Below are 24,739 nucleotides of genomic sequence, written 5' to 3' on the forward strand. Positions count from 1 at the left end.
GTATAATAAGAACCAAGGCCAACTTATAGTTTTTATAAAATATCCTAATGATTAATCCCCAATGGCTCCGCTCCTTTGCCACCCTGGCAGCAGAGGGCACCTTTACCCGCAGCGCAGAAGTGCTGAACCTCACCCAAGCCGCCGTCAGCCAGCATATCAAGCACCTGGAGAACCAACTGGGGCCGCTACTGGTGCGCCACCCTCGCCGGGTAGAGCTGACCCCGGCTGGCCTTGCACTTTTGGATTACCACCAAACCTTGGTGCAGGCCGACGCCCTCTTAGCCCACCGCCTGGCGGACGATCCGGCAGCCAGCGGCGAGCTGACCCTCATCAGCCCCGGCAGCATTGGCCTTTATCTCTACCCAAAACTCTTGGACTGGCAACAACAGCACCCCGGCTGCCATATCCACTACCGCTTCGCCCCCGATACCGAGGTGCTTTTGGCCGTGCTGGACAACCGCTTTGAGCTGGGCCTGGTGACCCAAAAGCCTGACAGCCCGCAGATCGCTGCCCGCCTCTTTGCCGAAGAGCCCCTGGAGCTGGTACTGCCGAAGGCCGCCAAGGTAAGCGGTTGGGAGGGGCTAAAGGCCCTTGGTTTTATCGACCACCCCGACGGCCAGGCCATGGCCACACGCTTGCTGGCCCGGGCCTTTCCCGGTAGCCCAGGCCCCGCCGCCCTGCCCTGTCATGGTTTTATCAACCAGATAAGCCTTATCCTTGAACCGGTAGCAAGAGGCCTTGGCTTTACCGTGCTACCCCGCTTTGCCCGCCAAGCCTTTCCCCGCCAAGCGCATATTCAAGTGATGCCCCTTAGCGCCCAGGTAACAGACAAACTCTGGCTTATCCACCGCGCCCAATGGCCACTCTCACAAAGGGCCCAGCAGGTGTTGGCAGCGATTGAAGGGAAGTAACAGCAAAGCCACTTTCGCCTGTGGCCAAACGCGCTTTACACCGTAATCAGGGTTGATTTTTATGGGGCTTTTGCTGATAAGGTAAACAGCAGCACGCCACCCCAAGGACGGCCATGAAAGCAGCACTCACCCGCACCCTTATCCTACTCAGCGCCCTGCTGATCACGGCCCTGACCTTTTGGGGCTTAATGGCATCGGTGAAGTTGGATAAGCCACGAGAAACGAAGGCCATTGAGCTGGCGCTGATTGAAAAAAGCCAGACACCAGAATGGCAGAAGCCATATGCCCTTACCTGCAATTGTATCGATGACAGCGTCTGGCGTTTAGCGCTTACGACGGCAAAAGAGGGGTTGGGCTGTAATACGGCACACATTGCCGTCGCCAACAGAAAGCAAGCTGTACCTTGCCACTATTACAGCCACCACTTTGGGCTTTGGCACTCAGCCCCTGTTCCTCTCGATATTTTTAGGGTTGGGGCTTGAGTGCTGCGATTAATATCAGGCAGCGGCTTACGGGAATGATGGGAAAGTAAAAATGCGGAAGGTGGCCTTATCGGGCGCTGACTTTAGATACCGGGTTTACTCAGGCCATCCATTGCCTTCGCCCTGCGGGCCATCGTCGTTGACTCCGATGTTCAAACCTCGGCGGCCCCTATCATTCCCACCGAAGTTGTTGCCCAGTCGGGCGGTTCAGAGCTCCACTGAAAGGGGCACCATGAGCCCAATATCCAAGTACAGCGCCAAGGCTGCCAACGAGGCTTCGTTCCAAATCCACTCGCTGACCGAAAATCTTAGAAAACTAACGACGCAGCTTGTGTCATTTATCTCATTGAGGATGTGGCTGGAGGCGGTTGCATCATATATGGACTTTTCCGCTCTGGAAGAGCCACTATGTCAAAGGATGGAGGTTTGAGTGTTTAAGGCGCTACTTCAGATGCTACTTAGAATAACCAAGCCAAAAACAGGCAAACCTCGAGTTATTTATACTCAATCGAAAACCAGGGACGGTGGCAAAATGTCAAAACAAACACATTTAGCTGATTACCTCAGCTACTACCAAGCTCTGGAAGCACCAAGCTACGCAGTTCTAGTCACTGGAAAGTGGGGTACAGGTAAAACTTACCAGGTAAAACACTTGATACCCGAAGCTGAGCGTTATTATGTCAGTCTTTTTGGGGTTCAAACAGTCGAACAGATTCATGCTGAGGTTCTTGCTGCTGCCTCACCAAAGTTAGCAAAAGCAACCGCACTAATTGAAAAAACCAGTGGTACGGTTGCAGAGATCGGAGGTCTTTTGCACTGGCTGGCGCAACACCAAGCGTGTTTCAACGATCAGCCACCATCTAGCCACTGATCTAGATAAGAACTCAAAGTGGGTGTCCCATTTAAAGTCGAGGGATCGGATCACGGTCAAACAGATTGGTTCAATGGATTTGGGAAACAACGCCGGGGAAATGTACCTTCAACCACGATTTTGGCCCCAACAGCGCAAAGAAGACATTATATCCAATACCAAAACCTAGGGCGTAGCGGCGCTATTTCCTATCCTAGGGGTGTTTTACTTCATTGGTATGCACATTGTGACAGCGCGTGGATTTTCGCACGATTTCATTGTCGACAATCTTAAGGACCGCGGTCCATGCATTGTGCTTCATCCTAGTGTTACCCTCAGCAGGGGCTTAGTTGCCAAGCACAAACTGTGCTTGTAACTGCGTGAGCAGCTGGAAGGTGTTTATATAACTTACGTTGAATTGCTGACAAATGTTGGGGACTTTGACTTTTTTACTGGCAGCATCCACCACCTTTTCGTGCGTCACCACCGTCGCCCCTGTCGTGACAGCTTTGGCGATGAGCCACGGATCAGCTTTACTGAGAAAATTGGCAATATCCACCGGTGATTTACCTTTCAGCGACACCACATAGTTGGCGATGTCAGTAAATGTCGCTTGCGTCGCCGTATCGGCCACCGAGATAAAATGCGCCTGATGTGCCTTGGCCCATTGCGATAAGGTATCGGTCGAGTCGGTTAACTCAAGATACACGTTATCAATACTCATGACTTGTCCCGCTTGAAACTGCTTTTCCAACCAGTCCCAGAAGGCGGGGCAAAAGTCCATGTTGTAATACACGTTTTTCGCTTGAATATACGTATTTGCATCCATCAAATAATTCAACGCTCGTATCCTTTCGCAAACGTGGCGATTTTATCTGGCTTCATCCCTAATAGCTGACCTGCATCGCGTAACAACACATTGCCACTGGCGGTTTCAGAGAGCACTGCCCGCGCTAATCGCTCGCTGGTTTGGCTTTTCAGCGTCACATAATAACTCGGCCCGCGTCCCGTGCGCTCCCGCTCATCGTATTGCTTTTTCAACCAGGCAATAAAGCGGTGATAGTCGTAGGTTGTAATAAAATTCAAGGTCAGTGCCCGTCGCGCTAAGACCCATTGGCTCACATGAAAATGGGCTTCTAACGGCCCTAAATTCTCTTTCCAGTCCTCCGCAGGCTGCCACAGTGCACGAAACTCTTCGCCCGGCACCAGAAACTCAGCCGCCACGGCATTACACAGTACTTCCTCTTGTCTGTGGCTCGTATCGGCCCCGTCAGAAACACCACTTTGCCCAATCCAAATGTGTGCCAATTCATGGATAAGCGTAAACAACCGTGCCACGGGGGCATCCGCGAGGTTAATAAAGATCACCGGTGCAACAGGATCCGCAATAGCAAAGCCGCGAAATTCAGTCACAGAGAGCGGTTTCGTGTGATGTCCCAAGTGGCCCTGGCGGATCACCAATACCCCAACGGCTTCAATACGCGCGATCAACGCCTTATGGTAATCCTCCCAATTTCCCCGCGTCGGGTGCGGCGGCACGCCCAGCACCTGGCGCATGTCATCAACGATGGTGGCGACAGGCGTTGTTGTCGTAAAACGTCCGACGAACGGCAAAGGAGATTGGGCCTGCTCCAGAGCGTAGTCTTTATACCAGGCTTGCTTTGTGAGTGTGGTTTGCACCACTTTGAGTAGCTCTGCACTGGGCTTTCTTACCGGCTCACTGTCCACCGTACGCAGATCCGGAATGGACAGCGTCTCTTTTGGCTGTTCATGTAAAAATAAAAATCCAAAGGGCACATAAGTTTTCTCAGCCAGTTCCATGGCCTTGCGTATCGTAATGGGCTTTGTACCGCTTTCCCACGCGTCCACTTTGTCTTCCGTGGTGTGCAACTTTTTCGCAAGCATAGCAAGGGTGAGATCTGCGCGTTCCCGCGCCCACCGAAGCAGGTTTGGATTAACTTGTGCGTATGCAGTTGCCATGAAGAGTCCTTTCTTTTCTCTTATCTTAGTCAGTGATGAAACAGGAGAAAAGATGATATTTAAAAATCAATACGTTAGTTTTTCAGCCGCTCAACGCGGCCCGTAGTATACAAAAATTGTTCAACTTTATCGTTCTTAGATAACGGGAATCGGGCGGGAGTTCCCCCCTGTTTCCCGTGATGGGAAAACAACGTCGCGGATGAATACGGGTTGGGACGCGGTTGCCCGAGGCCACCAGCACGCAGCATCCCCATGGAACGATCCAGCCTGGGCCTATCATTGTCTGTTTTTAACTGGATCCACAGCGGAAAATGATCGCTCAGTTGATAGGTCGCCTCGGCATAGGATAATTCAAAAAACAATTCCGTCTCCATAAACCCGCCTCGTGAAAAATCAAGGGGCTCAGCAGGACGCCCACCTTTAGCTTTCTTTAATATCAATAGCTTACAAGCAAAGTAACGAAGCAGCAGATCTTATTTCCTACATTCATATCCTGCTGGTGAGCCCCCGGAGCCCGTTAAGTGGAGCGCCTCGTTGTCAGGAGTGGGAGCTGACTTGAGGCAAGGATGCCGAAAGAGCGGAAGACGCGTCAGGAACGCGTGTGGAGCGGTCAGCGGTAAACGACTAGAAATGAGGATATCGCGTAACATGGGCGGTGCCTTTGGGCACTTTGTGCGAAAACAAAGCGCCTCGCCTGCCGGTGCGAGAACCGGCAAATAAAGGAATCACCAGCGTTAAAACACCCCGAAAAGGACACCCAAACCAGCCGCAAAGCCCCATAAAAAGCCCGCTTGGCGGTGCAAAGTCCCTCACCCGCCACTGCGACAAATCTGTCAGGAACAGATTTGAACATCGGAGAGCAGGGACGAGGGCCAGGACGGCCCGAGTATTACCGGCAATAAAGGAATCATCAGCTTCCAAACAACGTCGAAAAGAACAGCGGCCCCGCCCACACATCCAATAAAAAACCCGCCTTTCGACGGGTTTTCTATTGGCAGGATTACTCCCACTCAATCGTCGCCGGCGGCTTACCAGAAATGTCGTAAACGACGCGGCTGATGCCATCAATTTCATTGATGATGCGGTTAGACACCTTGCCCAGCAGATCGTAAGGCAGGTGGGCCCAGTGGGCGGTCATAAAGTCGATGGTCTCAACGGCGCGCAAGCTGACAACCCAGTCGTACTTGCGGCCATCGCCCATGACGCCCACGGAGCGTACCGGCAGGAACACCACAAAGGCCTGGCTGACTTTGTGGTACAGATCGGCCTTGTGCAGCTCTTCGATGAAGATGGCGTCGGCGCGGCGAAGAAGGTCGCAGTATTCCTTTTTGACTTCGCCAAGCACCCGCACGCCCAGGCCCGGCCCCGGGAAGGGGTGGCGGTAGAGCATGTCGTAGGGCAGGCCCAGTTCCAGGCCGATTTTGCGCACTTCGTCTTTGAAGAGTTCGCGCAGCGGTTCGACCAGGCCCATTTTCATGTCTTCGGGCAGGCCGCCGACGTTGTGGTGGGATTTGATCACATGGGCCTTGCCGGTCTTGGAGGCGGCAGACTCGATAACGTCGGGGTAGATGGTGCCCTGGGCCAGCCATTTGGCGTTTTTCATGCTCTTGGCGTATTCGTCGAACACTTCCACGAACACCCGGCCGATGGTTTTGCGTTTGGCTTCCGGCTCGTCGATGCCAGCAAGGGCGCTCAGGAAGCGCTCTTCGGCGTCGGCTTTGATGATATTAAGGCCGAAGTGGTCGCCGAACATCTCCATCACTTGCTCGCCTTCGTTGAGGCGCAGCAGGCCATTGTCAACGAACACACAGGTGAGCTTGTCGCCAATGGCGCGGTGCACCAGCATGGCCACCACGGACGAATCCACACCGCCGCTAAGGCCGAGAATGACTTCGTCGTCGCCCACTTGCTCTTTGATGCGGGCCACGGCGTCTTCGATGATGGCGCTTGGGGTCCAGAGGGCGTCACAGCCGCAAATATCCAGCACAAAGTGCTCGAGCAGGCGTTTGCCTTGGCGGGTGTGGGTGACTTCGGGGTGGAACTGCACGCCGTAAAAACGCTTTTGCTCGTTGGCCATGATGGCGAACGGGCAGTTGTCGGTTTTGGCGACAGTTTCAAAGCCTTCAGGAATGGCCACTACTTTGTCGCCGTGGCTCATCCACACGTCCAGCAGGGCGCGGCCTTCGGCGCCAATGGCATCTTCGATGCCCTGGGTGAGCTTGGAGTCGGTCAGCAGTTCGATTTGGGCGTAGCCAAATTCGCGCTCCATGGAGCCTTCAACGCTGCCGCCCAGTTGGTGGGCCATGGTCTGCATGCCGTAGCAGATGCCGAACACCGGTACACCGGCGTTAAAAACATACTCGGGGGCGCGGGGGCTGCCATCGGCGTGCACAGACTCGGGGCCGCCGGAGAGGATGATGCCGTTGGGGGCGAATTCGCGGATGTCTTCTTCGCTCACATCCCAGGCCCACAGCTCGCAGTAAACGCCAATCTCACGGATGCGGCGGGCGATAAGCTGGGTGTACTGGGAACCGAAATCCAGGATAAGGATGCGGCTTTCGTGGATGTTCTTGGTCATTTTGGCCCTGCGTGTGTCAAAACGATAAAAATAAAAGCGCCGGCCTAGGCCGGCGCCGTAACTTAGGAGCTGCGGTAGTTGGGGGCTTCTTTGGTGATGGTCACGTCGTGGACGTGGGACTCACCCATACCGGCGCTGGTGACTTTGACAAACTGCGCCTTGGTGCGCATGTCGTCGATGGTGCCGTTACCGGTCAAACCCATGGAGGAGCGCAGGCCGCCCATCTGCTGGTGGATGATGTCCTTGACCTTGCCTTTATAAGGTACGCGCCCTTCGATGCCTTCTGGCACCAGCTTGTCGGCGGCGTTGTCGGTCTGAAAATAGCGGTCGCTTGAGCCTTTGGTCATGGCGCCCAGGGAGCCCATGCCGCGGTAGGATTTAAAGGCGCGGCCTTGGTAGAGCTCAATTTCACCGGGAGCTTCGTCGGTACCGGCCAGCATGCCGCCAACCATAACGCAGTGGGCGCCGGCGGCGATGGCTTTACAGATGTCGCCAGAAAAACGAATGCCGCCGTCGGCAATCACCGGCACACCGGTGCCTTCCAGGGCTTCTACGGCGTCAGATACGGCAGTGATCTGCGGCACGCCAACACCGGTGACAATACGGGTAGTACAGATAGAGCCGGGGCCAATGCCCACTTTCACGGCGTCTACGCCCGCTTCTACCAGCGCCAGGGCGCCAGCGGCGGTGGCGACGTTACCACCGATGATTTGCACCTCGGGGAAGGCTTTGCGGGTATCGCGGATACGCTGCAATACGCCTTCGGAGTGACCGTGGGACGAGTCAATCAGCAGCACGTCAACACCGGCGGCGACCAGAGCGGCAACGCGCTCTTCGTTACCGCTACCGGCGCCCACAGCGGCGCCTACGCGCAGGCGGCCACGCTCGTCTTTACAGGCGTTGGGTTTGCGCTCGGCTTTTTGGAAGTCTTTAACGGTGATAAGGCCCTTGAGGTGGAAGCTGTCGTCCACCACCAGCACTTTTTCGACCCGGTGCTGCTGCATCAGGCGCTGCACTTCTTCACGAGAGGTGCCCACCTTGACGGTGACCAGCTTCTCTTTGGGGGTCATCACCTCAGAGACCTTGCGGCCGTGGTCGGTGACAAAGCGCACGTCACGGGCGGTGATGATGCCTTCGAGTTCGCCAGACTTGGACACCACCGGGAAACCGGCATAGCCGTTTTCTTCGGTCAGGCGCAGCACGTCGGTGATGGTGTGGTCGGCAGAGACGCAGTCAGGGTCGGTAACCATACCGGCCACGTAGCGTTTGACCTTGCGCACTTCTTCGGCCTGCTGTTCGATGCTCATGTTTTTATGGATAAAACCGATGCCGCCTTCCTGAGCCAGGGCAATAGCCAGGTTGGCTTCAGTTACGGTGTCCATGGCTGCAGAAACCATCGGGATGTTCAGCTCGATTTTGCGCGTCAGCTTGGTGCGCAGGTCGGCCGTATTGGGCAGTACTTGGGAATGTGCGGGGAGCAGGAGGACGTCGTCGAACGTCAATGCTTCTTTGATAACGCGTAGCATGGCAACAGCCTCACCGATGGATAAGTGGAAGGGACCTGGTATAGGTGTTGCCGCGGCATTCTAGCGTCGAGTTTGCCTTTGGGCAAATGGTTTTTGCATCTGGTAGACTGCGCCAAAGTTTTAAAGGGGCAGGCCATGCGCCAAATCTATTCGGTAACCCAACTCAACACCCAGGTTCGCTACTTGCTGGAAGACAACCTCGGCCTAGTGTGGCTGAGCGGCGAGCTGTCTAACTTCAAGGCCTATGGCTCGGGGCACTGGTACTTCTCCCTTAAAGACGACCGCTCCCAGGTTACCTGCGCCATGTTCAAGGGCAAAAACAACGGCGTGACCTTCCGCCCCCAGGACGGTATGCAGCTGCTGGTGCGGGCCCGTCCTACCCTTTACGAGCCGCGTGGCAACTACCAGTTGGTGGTGGAATTTATGGAGCCCGCTGGTGACGGCATGCTCAAGCAGCAGTTTGACGCCCTGAAAATGAAGCTGGCCGCCGAAGGCCTCTTTAGCAATGAGCGCAAACGCCCCCTGCCCGCCCACCCCAAACGCATCGGGGTGATTAGCTCTCCCTCGGGGGCCGCCGTGCACGATATCTTGAACGTGCTAAAACGCCGGGCGCCCTTCTTGGAAGTGGTGCTCTACCCCGCCCAAGTGCAGGGGGAGCGCTCGGCCGCCCAGCTTTGCCAGCAGCTTATCGCCGCCAACCAGCGGGCCGAGGTAGACGTGCTGATCCTTGGCCGCGGCGGCGGCAGCCTCGAAGACTTGTGGAGCTTTAACGACGAGCAGCTGGCCCGCACCATAGCCCAAAGCGCCATTCCGGTAGTGAGCGCCGTGGGCCACGAAACCGATGTGACCATCAGCGACTTTGTGGCCGACCTTCGCGCCCCGACCCCTTCGGCCGCCGCCGAGTTGGTATCAAGCCAGGCCGGGCTTATCAAAGACCGCTTTGCCGAACTTGCCCAGCGTCTTTCGCTGCTTGGGCAAAGCCAGCTGCGCCAGCAAGGGGCCCGCCTTGAGGCATTGGCTCAGCGCCTTTATCGCCAGTCCCCCGAGCGCAAGCTTGAGCGCGACAGCCAAAAGCTCGACGAGCTAAAAGAGCGGCTGCGCCGCGCCCTGCCAAGGCTGGTGGCTCAACAGCAGCAGCCCCTTAAGCTATTGGACGCCCGCCTTAACCATCAGCACCCCGGTAAGCGCCTTACCCAGCACCAGCAACAACTGGCGCAGTTGCAACAAGCCCTTGGCCAGCAGCTAAAGGGCTATTTGTATCGCCAGCGCCAGGGGCAACTACGGCTTATCGACAAGCTCAATCTAGTGAGCCCGCTGGCCACACTGGGGCGCGGTTATGCCATCGCCCAAAGCGCGGACGGCCAGGTGGTAGACAGCATCCAAAATGTTGAGGCAGGCAGCGCCCTTAGGGTGCGGGTAAAAGACGGGGTAATTAACACCTCCGTTACCGGCAAAAGCCCGAGCTAACTTACTGCCAGGCCAGTAAAAATGGCCACTGCAAAGGCAGCTTTACAAAGCCCCACAACGGGGCTTTTTTTAATGCAAAAATAGCGCTTGACCGGCTTCTTTTCTGGCCCTATAAAACGCGCCTTTCTTTTATCCTTTTGGCGCCAGCAGCCGTTGCTGTCGGCAGGCCCATCAGGGCTCGTTCGGTATCAGGTTCTATAGTTGTCTCTTTGATGTGTTTTGCGTAAGGAATCTTTTATGGATCAGGTTGTTGTTGCCGCCACCCAGATGAGTTGCAGCTGGGACAAAGAAGCGAACGTTGCCAAGGCCGAAGCCCTGGTGCGCCAGGCCGCCGCCAAAGGCGCGCAGATCGTGTTGATCCAGGAGCTGTTCGAGCTGCCCTACTTCTGCATCGAAGTGAACGAAGACTTCCATGCCCTGGCCACCAGCCTGGACGAAAACACCACCGTCAAACGCCTGCAGCAGCTGGCTAAAGAGCTTGCCGTGGTGATCCCCTTCTCCTGGTTCGAGCGCAGCGGCGTGGCCCGTTACAACTCCCTGGTGGTGATCGACGCCGACGGCAGCCTGATGGACGTCTACCGCAAGGCCCACATTCCGGACAGCGACGGCTACCTGGAAAAGTACTACTTCAGCCCCGGCGACACCGGCTTTAAGGTGTGGAACACCCGCTACGCCAAGATTGGTATCGCCATCTGCTGGGACCAATGGTTCCCGGAAGCGGCCCGCGCCATGGCGCTGATGGGCGCCGAAATGCTGTTCTACCCCACCGCCATCGGCTCCGAGCCCAGCCAGCCCGAGCTGGACAGCGCCGGCCAATGGCAGCGGGTGATGCAGGGCCACGCTGCCGCCAACTGCATGCCGGTGATTGCCTCCAACCGTATCGGCGTGGAAAAGGGCGTGCGCACCGCCACTGAAATTCGCTTCTTTGGCTCGTCTTTTATCAGCGACCACACCGGCGCCAAGGTAGAAGAAGCCGGCCGCGACGAAGAAACGGTGCTGGTACACAGCTTCGATCTGAAAAAAATTCGCTACCAGCGCGAGGCCTGGGGCCTATTCCGCGACCGCCGCCCCGCTTTGTACCGCAACCTTCTGACCCTGGACGGCAAGGTAGAGCACTGATGAGTTTTGAAATTGCCACCCTGCCGGCCGCAGACGGCTTTCGTATGCCGGCAGAGTTCGAGCCCCACGAGGGGGTGTGGATGGCCTGGCCGGAGCGCTCCGACAACTGGCGCTTTGGCGCCAAACCGGCCCAGCGCGCCTTTAGCGAAGTGGCCAGTGCCATCAGCCAAACCACCCCGGTGACCATGGTGGTGTCCAGCAGCCAATACGCCAACGCCCGGCGCCAACTGCCGCCGCAAATTCGGGTGGTGGAAATGAGCACCGATGACGCCTGGCTGCGCGACACCGGCCCCAGCTACGTGGTGAATGATATGGGCGTGCGCCGCGGAATCGACTGGCAGTTCAACGCCTGGGGCGGCCTGACCTACGGCCTGTATTTCCCCTGGCACAACGACAATGCCGTGGCCCGTAAAGTCTGCGAAATTTACGGTGACAGCGTCTATAAAGCGCCCATCGTCATGGAAGGTGGCGCCATCCACGTGGATGGCGAAGGCACCCTCTACACCACCGAGGAGTGCCTGCTAAGCCCCGGCCGTAACCCAGGCCTGGGTAAAGATGAGCTGGAACAGCTGCTCAAGCACTACCTCAACGTAGAAAAGGTGATTTGGTTGCCGCGCGGCGTATTCCAGGACGAAACCACTGGCCACGTGGACAACCTGATGCAGGTGATCGCCCCTGGCGTGGTGGCCATGACCTGGTGCGACGACCCGGCCGACGAGCAATATGACAGCTCCCAGGAAGCCTACCGCATCCTGTGCGAAGCCACCGACGCCAAAGGCCGCCGCTTGGTGGTACACAAGCTGCCGATGCCGGGCCCGCTGTATTTGACCGAAGAAGAAGCCAGCGGCATCGACGACTCCGGCGGCATGAACCGCATGGGCGGCGCTCGCCTGGCCGGCTCCTACGCCAACTTCCTTATCACCAACAAGCAGGTGGTGTTTCCGCTACTGGACCCTGCCAAAGACGACCAAGTAGCCGCACAGCTGGCCGACCTCTTTCCGGGGTATCTCATTACCGGAGTGAATGCCCGGGAGATACTGCTGGGGGGAGGCAACATCCACTGTATCACCCAGCAAATTCCCCGGGTTTGAAGCTACTGCGCTCGCCATAACCGCGTTGGGGGTCTTTTCAAAATGCTCATTTACTCTGTGTAAACTGCGCTTTTTCAAAGACCCCCGCCTTGTTCTGGCGTCGCTCGCTACGCTTCAAGAACTCACCGGACCCGCCTCCGCCTGCATCGTTTTATGCTCTGGTGAACCCTCCTCAAAGTGCTCATTTACGCGAACTGCGCTTTTTCGGAGGCTTCCGCCTTGTCTCGATTTCCCTCGCTACGCGCGAAAGCCCGCTGATAAAACTCCAGGCTTGCCGATACGGCGTTAAACGCTCATTTACTCGAACTGCGCTTTTTCAAAGACCCCCGCCTTGTTCTGGCGTCGCTCGCGACGCTTCAAGAACCCACCGGACCCGCCTTCGCCTGCATCGTTTTATGCTCTGGTGAACCCTCCTCAAAATGCGCATTGCCTTTTGATACAGGCACAAAAAACCCGGCATTACCGGTTTTTTTGTTATTTAGGCCAGCGCCGTTTCAATGCGCACTTCGGTGCTGGTCATCAGTTTGTGGATGGGGCAGCGTTCGCCTATTTCCACCAGTTTGGCTTTGTCTTCGTCGCTCAAGTCCCCTTCTGGGGCCAGGGTGACGCTGAGCTGGTAGAGGCCCTTGCGCTCTTGGCTGTCGTCACGGCTCACGGTGACGGTGAGCTTTTCCAGGGGCAGCTGTTTGTGGCGGGCGTACAGGAAGATGGTCAAGGCCTTGCAGGCGCCGAGGGAGAGATCAAAGTAGTCGTGGGGGTCAGGGGCGGTGCCATCGCCGCCGAGGTTGGCCGGTACGTCGGTAAAGAGGGTATTGAAATCTTCAACGTCGATACTGTGGCGCAGCTTGCCAGCTTCCACGGTTTTTAAAGTGATCATGGTGGGTCCTTCACGGGTAGGTATTGCGCCAGCATAAGGGCAAGACCGGCCAAAAGAAAAGGCGCCCTAAGGCGCCTTCTGTTATTTCTTTCTGGATTTTATGAATTTCATCAACCGCTTACGCTTACGTTGCTGAGTCAGAGTAAGAGAGTTTCTCTTACCGGCGTAGGGGTTGTCCCCTTCCTGGAACTCCACATGGATGGGGGTACCAATCACCTGCAATGACTTGCGGTAGTAGTTCATCAAATAGCGCTTGTAGGACTGGGGCAGCTTCTCTACCTGGTTGCCGTGGATGATGATCCTCGGCGGGTTGTAGCCCCCGGCGTGAGCGTATTTGAGTTTAACGCGGCGGCCGGACACCAGCGGCGGCTGGTGGTCGTCCTGGGCCATTTGCAAAATACGGGTCAGCTTGGAGGTAGACACCCGCTGGGTGGCAGAAGCAAAGGCTTCGCTTATCGATTCAAAGAGGTTACCGACGCCAGAACCGTGCAGGGCGGAGATAAAGTGCAGCCGGGCGAAATCGATAAAGCCCAGGCGCCGGTCCAACTCGCGTTTTATCTCTTCACGGTCTTCAACGCTCAGGCCGTCCCACTTGTTCACCACCAGCACCAGGGCGCGGCCGGCGTTGAGCACGTGGCCCAGGAGGTTGAGATCTTGGTCAGACAGGCCTTCGCGGGCATCCATGGTCAGCAGCACCACGTTGGCATCTTCGATGGCCTGCAGGGTTTTGACCACGGAGAATTTTTCGACGGTGTCGTCAATGCGGCCACGGCGGCGCACCCCGGCGGTGTCGATGATGATGTAGTTCTTGCCGTCGCGCTCCATGGGAATGTAAACGGAGTCGCGGGTGGTGCCAGGCATGTCAAATACCACCACCCGCTCTTCACCGAGAATGCGGTTGGTGAGCGTGGATTTACCGACGTTGGGGCGGCCAACGATGGCAATTTTGACCGGCAGGTCGGCATAAGGAATGGCTTCGGCTTCTTCTTCGTCTTCGATGGCGTCGACATCGACAAGCTCTTGGCCCAGTATATCGGACAGCGCTTCGGAGGCTTCGTCTTCTACCTGGGCCAGTTCGGCCACGACCGGAATAAGGGCGTTGTCCAGCAGCTGGGTGACACCACGGCCGTGAGCGGCGGCGATTTGCCACACTTCGCCCAGGCTCAGGCCCCAGAATTCGGCGCAGGCAGAGTCGCCATCGATACCGTCAACCTTGTTGGCCACCAGGAACACCGGCTTGCCAAGTTGGCGAATATGGCGGGCAATGGCCTGGTCAGCAGCGGTGAGGCCGTCGCGGGCGTCGACCAGCAACATCACCACATCGGCTTCTTCCATGGCCAGCAGGGATTGCCTGGCCATGGCGGCGTCGATGCCTTTTTCGTCGCCTTCGATACCGCCGGTATCTACCAGGATGAAATCATGCTCGCCATAGCGCGCCTGACCGTATTTACGGTCGCGGGTGAGGCCGGGGTAATCGGCCACCAGGGCGTCACGGCTGTTGGTGAGGCGGTTGAACAGGGTGGATTTGCCCACATTGGGGCGCCCAACCAGGGCCACTACGGGAAGCATGATGATCCTCTCAAAGCAAAACGGCCGCATAATGCGGCCGCGTATTGTTCCGTTTTCGGCGGACTTAGTCCAGCTTAATCATGTACAAATCGCCATCACGGCTTTGTACCAGGACATTTCCGTCCACCACCACCGGGCGGGCATACAAACCGGAGCTGTTGATCTCGTCACGGCCCAGCAATTCACCGCTGTTTTTGTCAAACCAGTGCAGATAACCCTCGAAATCGCCTACCAGCACTTTGTCGCCCAAAATGGCCGGAGCGGTGATGCGGCGGTTGAGCAGCATCGGCTGGCTCCACTTCTCAAGGCCGCTGCGGCGGTCGATGTTGTACAGGGTGCTGTTGGCATCGCTGACAATCAAATCAAAACCGACAATGGCCATGGAGCGATAGGAAGAGTAATCCCGTTTCCACAGCGGGCGGCCTGAGCGCAGGTCAATGGCAACCAGTTCACCATTATAGGCAACGGCGTACACCACCGGGCCAACCACGATGGGGGTGGCGTCTACGTCGCGCAGCAGCTCCAGGGCGTTTTCACCCTTGGCAGGAGACACGTCCTGCTCCCAGGCAGCCAGGCCACTGTCGAGCAGCACTGCGGCCAGCTTGCCGTCAGGGGTGCCAATCAGAGCCGCGCCTTGCACCACGCTGGGCTCGGATACGCCACGCAGGCTCAGTGAAGGTACGGTTTGCTCGTACACCCACTTTTGCTTGCCGGTACCCTCTTCCAGGGCAACAAGCTTGCCGGAAGTGGTGTTCACCAACACCAGGCCAGAATCCGGTACCGGGGCAGCCATGGCTTCGCCGGGAACGTTGGTCTGCCATTTGATGTCGCCGGTTTTCTCGTCAAGGGCGTAGACCACGCCGTTCTCGGAGCCGATGTAGATCTTGCCAAAGCCGGCCGACACGCCACCAGACAGGCGCATGTCTTTGCGGTTGCCGAAGAAGGAGCTGGCTTCGCCTAAGTCAATCTTCCACAGTTTGTCGCCGGTTTTCGGGTCAAGGGCTTCCACCACCCCTTCACGGGAGGCGGCAAAAATCTTGTCGTAGGCGTAAACCGGTTCGAGGTTGGAGAAATAGGAACCAATGCCGTCGCCGACAGAGGTACTCCAAATCACGTCGTCACTGACTTTATTGTCAAATGGAGCCAGTTCGGCAGGCTTACGTACTTCATCGTTGGAGCTGCACCCCACCAGGGCAACCAACGCCACGCCGGCCAGGGCCGACCATTTTGACCATCCGCTCATGCTTAGCCTTTGCTATCCAGAGATTCGAGTTTTAATTGCAAGGCAGGGGAGCCTTCCTGACCGGCCAGCGCTTCCTGATAGGCACTGCGTGCTGCAGCCAGGTCGCCTTCCTTGACGGCAATATCACCCAAAAGTTCCTGAGCTTGAGCTTTATATGCGGCATTTTTAACCAGCTCAACGGTCGCCTTGGCGCCCTTGGCATCGCCTTTGGCCAGCTGTACACGGGCTTTGCGCAGGTTGAAAATGGCTTTGAGGGTATCGCTATCGCTGTGGGCAATAGCCTGGTCCAAATAGCCCAGGGCCTTGTCCAGCTCGTTTTTCTCTACCGCTTCCTTGGCAAGGCGAGCCGCCATCAAGGTGGGATATTGGCCGGCAGCGTCGGATTTAATAAAGCTTTCACCGGCAGCCAGATCGCCACCGTCGACTTTCTTCACCGCCGCAGCATAGGCAATAGAGGCCTTTTCCTGGGCCGATTTTTGGCTGTCGCTGTACCAGTGCCAGCCGTAAATGGCGGCCAGGCCAATCAGGGTACCGGCAATAATGCTGTTACCGTGTTCCTTCCAAAAGCGCTTGATGGCTTCTACTTGTTGTTCTTCGGTGCTGTAAATTTCCACGCCGGATAATCCTTGTTATTTTTGCTCGAGGAGGCTGGCCAGTTCGTTCATCTTGATGCTTTGCTGGCTGCCTTCTTTCAGATCCTTAATGGTTACCTGGCCTTCGGCCAGCTCGTTGTCACCGAGGATCAAGGCCCAACGGGCGCCGCTCTTGTCGGCACGCTTGAGCTGCTTCTTGAAATTGCCGCCACCACAGTGGCACATCAGCCTCAGCTCTGGCAACTGGCCACGCAGTTTGGCGGCCAGTACAAAAGCCTGGCGCTCTGCCGCTTCGCCCATGGGGCAAAGGTAGGCATCTACCGCCGGTTTCACGTTTTGGGTTTTCTCCAGCGCTTCAACCAGCAATACCAACCGCTCCAGGCCCAGGCCAAAGCCCACGCCTTGGGTGGCCTTGCCGCCCAGCTGTTCGACCAGGCCGTCGTAACGGCCACCGGCACAAACAGTACCTTGGGCGCCGAGGCTGTCGGTTACCCACTCAAACACGGTGCGGTTGTAGTAATCCAGGCCACGAACCAGGCGCTCGTTGATGCGGTATGGGATACCCACTTCGTCCAGCAGCGCCTTGAGCCCGTCAAAGTGAGCCTTGGAGTCGTCATCCAGGTAGTCGTGCAGGCGCGGCGCGTCTTTCAAAACGGCCTGGATGTCGGGGTTTTTGGTGTCCAGGACCCGCAGCGGGTTGGAGTACATGCGCCGCTTGGCATCTTCGTCCAGCACTTCGATGTGCTTTTCCAAGAAGGCGATCAGCACGTCGCGGTAGTTGGCACGAGCCTCGTTAGAGCCCAGGCTGTTGAGCTCCAGGGTCACGTGCTCTTTGATGCCAAGCTTTTCCCAAAGGGTGGCAGACAACAAAATCACTTCGGCGTCGATATCAGGGCCGGCAAGGCCGTAGGCTTCCACACCAAACTGATGAAACTGGCGATAGCGGCCTTTTTGCGGGCGCTCGTGGCGGAACATGGGGCCCATGTACCACAGGCGCTGCTCTTGGTTGTACAGCAGGCCATGTTCGATACCGGCGCGCACCGCACTGGCGGTGCCTTCGGGGCGCAGGGTCAGGCTGTCGCCATTGCGGTCCTCGAAGCTGTACATCTCTTTTTCAACGATATCGGTGACTTCACCGATGGAGCGTTTGAAAAGGTCGGTACTTTCGACGATGGGGGTGCGAATTTCGCTGTACCCGAAAGACGATACGGTGTCGCGGATGGCCTGCTCAACGTACTGCCACAAGGGGGACTGGCTCGGCAGGCAATCGTTCATGCCGCGGATGGCTTGGATGCTTTTCACGTAAAAACTCTGCAATCAAAAGGGTTGGGCAGCCCGGAGGCTGCCTGTCAGTCCTGGTTCTTGGTGGGGATGCGCTGGTTCATCATGGCAACCTTGGCGCGGATACGGGCTTCAAGCTCGTCCACCAGGTTGTCGTTGTCCAGGCGCTCCTTCTGGCGCTCGCCGTCCACGTAGTAGCCGCTTTTGCGGGTGGCACCGGCAATGCCCATATCGGACACCAGGGCTTCGCCCGGGCCGTTAACCACACAGCCGATAACGGAGACGTCCAGCGGCGTGGTGATGTCTTCGAGGCGGTTTTCCAGAGCGTTGACGGTACCGATGACATCAAACTCCTGGCGCGAGCAGCTGGGGCAAGCGATGAAGTTGATACCGCGGGAGCGAATGCGCAGGGATTTGAGGATATCAAAGCCCACTTTGACTTCTTCCACCGGGTCGGCAGCCAGAGACACCCGCAGGGTGTCGCCAATGCCCTCAGCCAGCAACATGCCAAGGCCGATGGCCGATTTCACGGCGCCGCTGCGAGCACCACCGGCTTCGGTAATACCCAGGTGCAGCGGTTGTTTAATTTGCTGGGCCAGCAGGCGATAGGCACCCACCGCCAGGAACACATCGGAGGCCTTAACCGACACCTTGAATTGGTCAAAGTTGAGCCTATCGAGGATATCGACATGGCGCATGGCCGATTCCACCAGGGCGGCGGCCGTTGGCTCGCCGTATTTTTCCTGGATGTCTTTTTCCAGCGAGCCGCCGTTAACCCCGATGCGAATAGGAATGTTGCGGTCGCGGGCGGCGTCTACCACGGCGCGGATGCGGTCTTCCTTGCCGATGTTGCCGGGATTGATGCGCAGGCAGTCGGCGCCGTATTCGGCCACCTTCAAGGCAATGCGATAGTCAAAATGAATATCGGCTACCAGCGGAACAGAGACACGCTCCTTGATGAGCTTGAAGGCTTCAGCCGCGTCCATGGTGGGAACGGACACTCGCACGATGTCGGCGCCGGCACGCTCGATGGCCTGAATTTGGGCCACGGTAGCGTCCACATCGGTGGTGCGGGTGTTGGTCATGGATTGCACCGCGATGGGCGCACCGTCCCCGATAGGCACCTTGCCTACGTAGATACGGGTGGACTGGCGGCGCTCGATAGGCGGCTGATGCTGCATGGCTCTACTCGACCTTAGTTTTGGGGCAGAGTCAGCTTGGCAAGGCGGCCGGCTCTGAAGCCCGATAAATCAACGGGTTGGCCCTGGTATTGGACAGTTACCATCTCAGGGGCACCCAACCTTAGGGTATAGGGCGCGGCGGCATCGAGGGTAAAAGACTGACCGGCGGTTTTCACCCCTTCCAGTACCCTCTTGCCACTGGCATCCTCGATTCTAACCCAACAATCGCCTTTAAAGGAGATCTCAAGCGTCTGGGTTTGGGATTGGGTGCCTGTCGGCGCAGCCTCGGCCGCTGCCGTTTGTGAGGGCGCGGCGCTACCGGCAGTGCTGTTTTGCACCGGCGCCGGGTTGAGACCCTGCTGCGGAGGCGGAGCGCTGTCTTGTGGCTCTTGCTCGGGGGTATCACTGCTGCCCTGGCCAAGGTCGACGCCGTCGTCGTCGGTAGCCGTGGCCGCAGGTGTGCTGTTGCTCCCAGACGGCGCGATGGCGGCACTGTTGGTGGTGGCCGGTGCCGTACTTTTATTGACGATAGAGCTGCCGCTGGTGGCTTGCTGGTAGCCAAAATAAATCAGCATGGCCACAAATCCCAGGCCGATTAGCCAGGTGATAAGGGTCAGCCAGTTCTCGGATTTTTGCCGGGTGGTGCGCTTGGAAAAACTCTGCATGTTGCTTTCGGTCTGGCTTTTGAGGCGATCGCTGCTGAGTTCTGCCAACACGATTTTCTCGTCCAGCTCCAAAAGCCGGCAATAGGCGCGGATATAGCCTTTGGTGTAGGTCGCGGGAGAGGCGGTGTCGTAGTCGTCTTGTTCGAGTTTTTCGACCACCGAGGCACGCAGGTTCAGTCGCTTGGCGACGTTATCCAATGTCCAACCCCGCTGTTCGCGGGCCTGTCTTAAACGCTGGCCGGCACTAAGCGTGATTTGGTCTTCGCTTGGTTCTGCCATCAGAATTTGTTACTCCGGTATTGTTGGCTGAATGGTGAGTCAGGGAATTTTGAAATAAGTTCCTCACCATATTGCTGAACGCCCTGCCGATCTCCGGTTGCTTTGGCGACTTTTAGGCCAAGAAATAAGCTTTGCGGGTTGGGTCTGGCCACTTTTTCAAAACGCTGCAGGTAGCCCTTGGCTCCCGAGTAGTCTGCTTTGTCGTACAGCACTTCCGACATGCCCAGTAGCGAGCTGGCGCGGCGGCCGTCGTGGCTTAGGGCGCTGGCGTAATATTGCTCGGCTTTGCCGATGTTGCCTTCAAGGCGCGAACAGGTAGCGGCATTCTCGTAGGCTCCGGCTATTTTGATGTAGCCCTTGGCCTTTACCGCTTTGAGGAAATAGGGAATGGCGTCTTCGTAACGGCCGATACCGCACAGGAAGGCGCCAAAGTTATTGAGGGCTTCGCCGTTGTCAGGGTCAAGGCTGATAGCGCGACGATAGGCCTCTTCGGCGTCGCTGGTTTCGCCAACGCTCTGATAGTAATAACCCAGGCTGTAATACACGTCCGGCATGTCGGGTGCATATTCCTGGGCTTTGAGCAGGTTCATTTTTGCCTGGGCCGAGTCACCACTACGAAGGTAAGCAAGGCCCAGTTGCATGCGGGATTTGGCGGCGGCTTTAGGGTCGAACTCTTTGGTGCTGACCGGGTTGCCCTGGCCGTCGTAGGTCTGGGTAACACAGCCCCCAACAGCCAGTAACAGGAGTGTCACGGTGAAGAGTCGAGTGCGGCGATGCGCCATAATCAAGCCTGTGTAATCTGTTGAGATTTCACACCATTTTTACTGAAATACCCGGCCCTTGCATCTGTTTTTTCAAAACCCGCTTGGTGCGGTCTACCACCTCACCGGCCAACTGGCCACAGGCGGCGTCGATATCGTCACCGCGGGTCTTACGGACGATGACGGTAAAGCCGTATTCCATCAGCACCTTGGAAAAACGGTCGATGCGGGAATTGGAGCTGCGGCCATAAGGCGCGCCCGGGAAGGGGTTCCAGGGAATAAGGTTGATTTTGGCCGGAGTGTCTTTAAGGCACTTGGCCAGCTCATGGGCCTGATCGGTGGAATCGTTGACGTGATCGAGCATCACGTACTCCACGGTGACCCGCCCCTGGTTGGCGTTGGATTTCGCCAGGTAGCCGCGCACCGAGGTCAGGAAGGTCTCGATGTTGTACTTCTTGTTGATGGGCACAATCTCGTTGCGCAGCTCATCGGTAGGGGCGTGCAGGCTGATGGCCAGCGCCACATCTATCATGTCGCCCAGTTTGTCCAGCGCCGGCACCACGCCGGAGGTGGACAGGGTTACCCGGCGCTTGGAGAGGCCATAGCCGAGGTCGTCCAGCATCAGCTCCATGGCCGGCACCACGTTGGCCATGTTCAAAAGTGGTTCGCCCATCCCCATCATCACCACGTTGGTGATGGGTTTGACGTTGGAGTTGCCTTGTGGGCCCAGCACTTTGGCGGCACGCCACACTTGGCCGATGATCTCGCTGACCTTGAGGTTGCGGTTAAAGCCTTGCTGAGCGGTAGAGCAGAAGGTGCATTCCAGGGCGCAGCCCACCTGGGAGGAGACACACAGGGTGGCGCGGTCTTTTTCCGGGATATAAACAGCTTCCACTTCCTGGCCGCCCGAGACGGTGAGCGCCCACTTGATGGTGCCGTCAGAAGAGCGCTGCTCCTGGGAAATAATGGGCGCTTCAATGACGCAACGCTCTTTGAGCTTATTGCGAAGCACCTTGTTGATGTTGGTCATGTCATCGAAGTTGTCGACCCCGAAGTGATAGATCCACTTCATGACCTGCTCGGCACGGAACGGCTTTTCGTCCATCTCGGCGAAAAAGTCGCGCAGTTCCTTGCGGCTCAAGTCCAACAGGTTGATTTTGCCTTCGCTCATGGCATGACCTCGGTTACAACGGCTCAAGGGCCGGCATTGTACAGTTTACAAGCAATACAACAAAGGGGGGCAAAGCCCCCCTTTGTGACAAGATGCGCGCAATCTTAGCGAGTGCGGGCGCAAACTTCAGTTTCGGTAAAGAAGTAGGCGATTTCGCGGGCCGCGGACTCTTCAGAGTCAGAGCCGTGCACGGCGTTTTCGTCGATGCTGGCAGCGTAGTCAGCGCGCAGGGTGCCGGCCAGGGCTTGAGCCGGGTTGGTAGCGCCCATGATTTCGCGGTTTTTCAGGACGGCGTTTTCGCCTTCCAGCACTTGCACCATGACAGGGCCGGAGGTCATGAAATCAACCAGGGCTTTGAAGAAGGGACGCTCTTTGTGCTCGGCGTAGAAACCTTCAGCCTGTTCGCGGGACAGGTGCAGCATCTTGGCGGCAACGATTTTCAGACCGGTGGTCTCAAAACGGTTGTAGATGGCGCCGATCACGTTCTTGGCAACAGCGTCAGGCTTGATAATGGAGATGGTACGTTGAACAGCCATGGGGCTCCGTCCTCAACAAAATTAGGGTTTAGGGTTCTAAAATGGCCGCATAGTATAAGCCAAGTTATCGCAACTGGAAATGTCAGGCCCATGACAAGTTGTCGAATACGCCATTAACCGTCGAATTCGTCCAGCCAGACCATGAAAATGGCCTCGAGAATGCGCTCGTTGGAACCCTGCGGATCGTCGTCGAAGTCGTCCAGTTCACAGATCCACTGGTGCATGTCGGTAAAACGCACCGATTTCGGATCCAGTTGTGGGTCACGGTCATAGAGCGCTTCCCCTATGGCTTGGGTGTCTGTCCACTTCAGGCCCATGGTGTTCTCCTTCGCTGCAGTAAAAAAGGCGCCCAAGGCGCCTTTTGTCAGTGTTCTTCGCGAGCCAGGTTGATGGTGTACTTGGGAATGTCCACCACCAGGTCGTCATCGGCGACCCTCGCCTGGCAAGACAGGCGGGATTCGGGCTCCAGGCCCCAGGCCTTGTCCAGCATGTCGTCTTCCAGTTCGTCGGACTCTTCCAAAGAGTCAAAGCCTTCACGGACTATCACATGGCAGGTGGTGCAGGCACAGGATTTCTCGCAGGCATGCTCAATCTCGATGCCGTGCTTGAGGGCCACATCGAGAATGCTCTCGCCCTTGGCCGCGTCCACCGCCAGGCCCTCAGGGCACAGTTCGGCGTGGGGCAGAAATACAATCTTGGGCATCTTACACCTCGTCTACATTATGGCCGGCCAGGGCCTTACGAATACTGTCATCCATGCGGCGGGCAGCGAACTGCTCGCTGGCCTTGTCCACCGCTTCAATGGCGTTCTTGATGGCGTCGGGGTCGGTGCCCCGGGCCACATCGGCCAGGGTATCGAGCGCCGCCAAAATAGCATTTTGCTCATCGGCGTCCAGCAGGCGGCTACCGTCGGCGGCCAGGGCGGCCATCAGTGCTTCATTGACCCGGCGCGCTTCCACTTGCTGCTCGGCCAGCATCCGCGCCGCCATATCTTCTTTGGCATTGGCCATGGCGTCTTGGATCATGTCCGCCACTTCGGTGTCAGACAAGCCGTAGGACGGCTTGACCTGGATGCTGGTCTGATGGCCGGTGGATTTTTCCATGGCGGTGACCGACAGCAGGCCGTCGGCATCCACCTGGAAGGTCACCCGGATATGGGCAGCGCCAGCGGCCATGGGCGGAATGTCGGTCAGCACGAAACGAGCCAGAGAGCGGCAGTCTTTCACCATCTCCCGCTCCCCTTGCAGCACATGGATGGCCATGGCGCTTTGACCGTCTTTGAAGGTGGTAAATTCCTGGGCCCGCGCCACCGGAATGGTGGTGTTACGGGGTACGATTTTTTCCACCAAGCCGCCCATGGTTTCCAGCCCCAAAGAAAGGGGGATGACGTCCAGCAGCAGCAGTTCGCTGTCGGGCTTGTTGCCGACCAGGATATCGGCCTGAATGGCGGCACCGATGGCCACCACTTCGTCGGGGTTGATGCTGGTTAGCGGCTGCTGGCCGAAGAATTCGCCCACGGCGCTGCGTACCCGCGGCACCCGAGTCGAGCCCCCAACCATCACCACCTGCTGCACCTCGCCAAGTTCCACGTCGGCGTCGCGCACAGCGCGCCGGCAGGCCAGTAAAGTGCGTTTAACCAGGGGCTCAATCAGGGCATCGAACTGCTCACGGCTAAGCTCGGCCTGATATTGCAGCCCCTCAAGGGTCAGCGCCAGGGTGGTGCTCGGCACATCGGTAAGGGTCTCTTTGGCGTCACAAGCGGCAGACAGCAGTGCCCGCTCAGCCACAACCCCCAACTTGTCGGCCAGTTGCCATTCGCTGCGCAGCCAATCGACGATGGCGTGGTCGAAATCGTCGCCGCCAAGGGCAGTATCACCGCCGGTGGCCAGCACTTCGAACACCCCTTTGGAGAGGCGCAAAATCGAGATATCAAAGGTGCCGCCGCCCAAATCGTAAACGGCGATCACCCCCTCCTGGCCAGAGTCCAGGCCATAAGCCACGGCAGCGGCGGTTGGTTCGTTTAGAAGGCGCAGCACCTTGAGACCGGTAAGCTCAGCGGCATCTTTGGTGGCCTGGCGCTGGGCGTCGTCAAAGTAGGCGGGCACGGTGATAACGGCGCCCATCAGATCGCCACCAAGGGCGGCTTCGCCACGCTCTTTTAGCGCGGCAAGGATATGGGAAGACACCTCGATGGGGTTCTTCGGGCCCTGGGCCGTTTCGATGCGCGGCAGGCCGTTTTCGGTGGCGCTGAAACGATAGGGCAGTTTGGGATAGCGCTTTTGGATGTCCTCAAGGGAGCGGCCCATAAAGCGTTTGACGGAAATAAGGGTGTTTTCAGGGTCCGCCGCCGCCTTGGCTTTGGCCTCTACCCCAACCAGGCGCTCGGCACCGTAATGCACGGCGGAAGGCAAAATGGCCCTGGCGTTTTCGTCTTTAAGGGTAACGGCGGTGCCGCTGCGTACAGCCGCAACCAGCGAATTGGTGGTACCAAGATCAATGCCCACCGCCAGGCGATGCTCGTGAGGGGCGGCGCTTTGACCGGGTTCCGCGATCTGAAGTAATGCCATGAAGGTTCGCTA

General features: G+C 57.5%; 24 protein-coding genes. 6 read left to right on the forward strand and 18 right to left on the reverse strand.

Going from position 1 to position 24,739, the window contains the following annotated elements:
• Positions 1-47 precede the first annotated feature (47 nt).
• The 3 genes from EDC28_RS06625 to EDC28_RS06640 all read left to right on the forward strand — a co-directional run bounded on the left by EDC28_RS06625 (position 48) and on the right by EDC28_RS06640 (position 2,264).
• A complete protein-coding gene (locus tag EDC28_RS06625) occupies positions 48-911 on the forward strand; it encodes a LysR family transcriptional regulator (protein ID WP_123421067.1) in 864 nt (287 codons plus the stop codon).
• Between the two features lie 113 nt (positions 912-1,024).
• Entirely contained in the window at positions 1,025-1,393 is a 369-nt protein-coding gene (locus tag EDC28_RS06630; RefSeq protein ID WP_123421068.1) for a hypothetical protein, read from the forward strand.
• A 430-nt stretch (positions 1,394-1,823) separates the two neighbouring features.
• Positions 1,824-2,264: a P-loop NTPase fold protein gene (locus EDC28_RS06640; protein WP_170164049.1), complete on the forward strand. Its 441-nt coding sequence runs from the start codon at positions 1,824-1,826 to the stop codon at positions 2,262-2,264.
• A 325-nt stretch (positions 2,265-2,589) separates the two neighbouring features.
• Here EDC28_RS06640 and EDC28_RS06645 read toward each other — a convergent pair whose 3' ends face one another.
• From EDC28_RS06645 to guaB, 5 genes are all read right to left on the reverse strand, one after another.
• Positions 2,590-3,084, reverse strand: a complete 495-nt coding sequence (locus EDC28_RS06645) for a DUF4411 family protein (protein WP_123421070.1) — start codon at positions 3,082-3,084, stop codon at positions 2,590-2,592.
• A complete protein-coding gene (locus tag EDC28_RS06650) occupies positions 3,081-4,223 on the reverse strand; it encodes an XRE family transcriptional regulator (RefSeq protein ID WP_123421071.1) in 1,143 nt (380 codons plus the stop codon). The genes EDC28_RS06645 and EDC28_RS06650 overlap by 4 nt, the downstream gene beginning before the upstream one ends.
• 74 nt (positions 4,224-4,297) lie before the next feature.
• On the reverse strand, positions 4,298-4,597 hold the full coding sequence (locus EDC28_RS06655; RefSeq protein WP_123421072.1) for a hypothetical protein: 300 nt from the start codon (positions 4,595-4,597) through the stop codon (positions 4,298-4,300).
• Between the two features lie 626 nt (positions 4,598-5,223).
• The gene (guaA, locus tag EDC28_RS06660; RefSeq protein ID WP_123421073.1) at positions 5,224-6,801 is read right to left on the reverse strand and encodes a glutamine-hydrolyzing GMP synthase; all 1,578 of its coding nucleotides are present in this window, start codon (positions 6,799-6,801) and stop codon (positions 5,224-5,226) included.
• A gap of 62 nt (positions 6,802-6,863) precedes the next feature.
• Complete coding sequence (guaB, locus tag EDC28_RS06665) at positions 6,864-8,327, reverse strand: IMP dehydrogenase (protein ID WP_050657258.1); 1,464 nt, start codon at positions 8,325-8,327, stop codon at positions 6,864-6,866.
• Between the two features lie 135 nt (positions 8,328-8,462).
• On the opposite strand from guaB, the gene xseA reads away from it, so the two are divergent.
• The 3 genes from xseA (at position 8,463) to aguA (ending at position 12,004) form a co-directional block, all read left to right on the forward strand.
• Positions 8,463-9,794 carry an exodeoxyribonuclease VII large subunit gene (xseA, locus tag EDC28_RS06670; protein ID WP_123421239.1) on the forward strand — a complete coding sequence of 444 codons (1,332 nt, stop codon included), beginning with the start codon at positions 8,463-8,465 and terminating at the stop codon, positions 9,792-9,794.
• 237 nt (positions 9,795-10,031) lie between these two features.
• Positions 10,032-10,913 (forward strand): N-carbamoylputrescine amidase, encoded by an 882-nt coding sequence (gene aguB / locus EDC28_RS06675; RefSeq protein ID WP_123421074.1) that lies wholly within the window; start codon positions 10,032-10,034, stop codon positions 10,911-10,913.
• Positions 10,913-12,004: an agmatine deiminase gene (gene aguA / locus EDC28_RS06680; RefSeq protein WP_050657256.1), complete on the forward strand. Its 1,092-nt coding sequence runs from the start codon at positions 10,913-10,915 to the stop codon at positions 12,002-12,004. Before aguB ends, aguA begins: the two co-directional genes overlap by 1 nt.
• Before the next feature lie 478 nt (positions 12,005-12,482).
• Here the strand turns inward: aguA and EDC28_RS06685 are convergent, their stop codons facing one another.
• The 13 genes from EDC28_RS06685 to hscA form a co-directional block, all read right to left on the reverse strand.
• Complete coding sequence (locus EDC28_RS06685; RefSeq protein WP_050657255.1) at positions 12,483-12,881, reverse strand: OsmC family protein; 399 nt, start codon at positions 12,879-12,881, stop codon at positions 12,483-12,485.
• Positions 12,882-12,962: 81 nt separating this feature from the next.
• Entirely contained in the window at positions 12,963-14,450 is a 1,488-nt protein-coding gene (gene der / locus EDC28_RS06690; protein WP_123421075.1) for a ribosome biogenesis GTPase Der, read from the reverse strand.
• Positions 14,451-14,514: 64 nt separating this feature from the next.
• Positions 14,515-15,693, reverse strand: coding sequence for an outer membrane protein assembly factor BamB (gene bamB / locus EDC28_RS06695; RefSeq protein WP_050657253.1), 1,179 nt, complete (start codon positions 15,691-15,693; stop codon positions 14,515-14,517).
• Positions 15,694-15,695: 2 nt separating this feature from the next.
• Complete coding sequence (locus EDC28_RS06700) at positions 15,696-16,307, reverse strand: YfgM family protein (RefSeq protein WP_050657252.1); 612 nt, start codon at positions 16,305-16,307, stop codon at positions 15,696-15,698.
• A 15-nt stretch (positions 16,308-16,322) separates the two neighbouring features.
• Complete coding sequence (hisS, locus tag EDC28_RS06705) at positions 16,323-17,561, reverse strand: histidine--tRNA ligase (protein ID WP_244946562.1); 1,239 nt, start codon at positions 17,559-17,561, stop codon at positions 16,323-16,325.
• Between the two features lie 74 nt (positions 17,562-17,635).
• Positions 17,636-18,748: a flavodoxin-dependent (E)-4-hydroxy-3-methylbut-2-enyl-diphosphate synthase gene (gene ispG / locus EDC28_RS06710; protein ID WP_123421076.1), complete on the reverse strand. Its 1,113-nt coding sequence runs from the start codon at positions 18,746-18,748 to the stop codon at positions 17,636-17,638.
• Positions 18,749-18,762: 14 nt separating this feature from the next.
• On the reverse strand, positions 18,763-19,692 hold the full coding sequence (locus tag EDC28_RS06715; RefSeq protein ID WP_123421077.1) for a RodZ domain-containing protein: 930 nt from the start codon (positions 19,690-19,692) through the stop codon (positions 18,763-18,765).
• Positions 19,692-20,444: a type IV pilus biogenesis/stability protein PilW gene (gene pilW, locus EDC28_RS06720; protein WP_170164050.1), complete on the reverse strand. Its 753-nt coding sequence runs from the start codon at positions 20,442-20,444 to the stop codon at positions 19,692-19,694. The genes EDC28_RS06715 and pilW overlap by 1 nt, the downstream gene beginning before the upstream one ends.
• Before the next feature lie 58 nt (positions 20,445-20,502).
• The gene (gene rlmN, locus EDC28_RS06725) at positions 20,503-21,624 is read right to left on the reverse strand and encodes a dual-specificity RNA methyltransferase RlmN (protein WP_050657248.1); all 1,122 of its coding nucleotides are present in this window, start codon (positions 21,622-21,624) and stop codon (positions 20,503-20,505) included.
• 104 nt (positions 21,625-21,728) lie between these two features.
• Positions 21,729-22,160 carry a nucleoside-diphosphate kinase gene (gene ndk, locus EDC28_RS06730; protein WP_050657247.1) on the reverse strand — a complete coding sequence of 144 codons (432 nt, stop codon included), beginning with the start codon at positions 22,158-22,160 and terminating at the stop codon, positions 21,729-21,731.
• 113 nt (positions 22,161-22,273) lie between these two features.
• Positions 22,274-22,477, reverse strand: a complete 204-nt coding sequence (gene iscX, locus EDC28_RS06735) for a Fe-S cluster assembly protein IscX (RefSeq protein WP_050657246.1) — start codon at positions 22,475-22,477, stop codon at positions 22,274-22,276.
• A 47-nt stretch (positions 22,478-22,524) separates the two neighbouring features.
• Positions 22,525-22,863 carry an ISC system 2Fe-2S type ferredoxin gene (gene fdx / locus EDC28_RS06740; protein WP_050657245.1) on the reverse strand — a complete coding sequence of 113 codons (339 nt, stop codon included), beginning with the start codon at positions 22,861-22,863 and terminating at the stop codon, positions 22,525-22,527.
• Position 22,864: 1 nt separating this feature from the next.
• Entirely contained in the window at positions 22,865-24,727 is a 1,863-nt protein-coding gene (hscA, locus tag EDC28_RS06745; protein WP_123421078.1) for a Fe-S protein assembly chaperone HscA, read from the reverse strand.
• Positions 24,728-24,739 lie beyond the last annotated feature (12 nt).

The organism is Gallaecimonas pentaromativorans (genome assembly GCF_003751625.1).
Taxonomy (GTDB): Bacteria; Pseudomonadota; Gammaproteobacteria; order Enterobacterales; family Gallaecimonadaceae; genus Gallaecimonas; species Gallaecimonas pentaromativorans.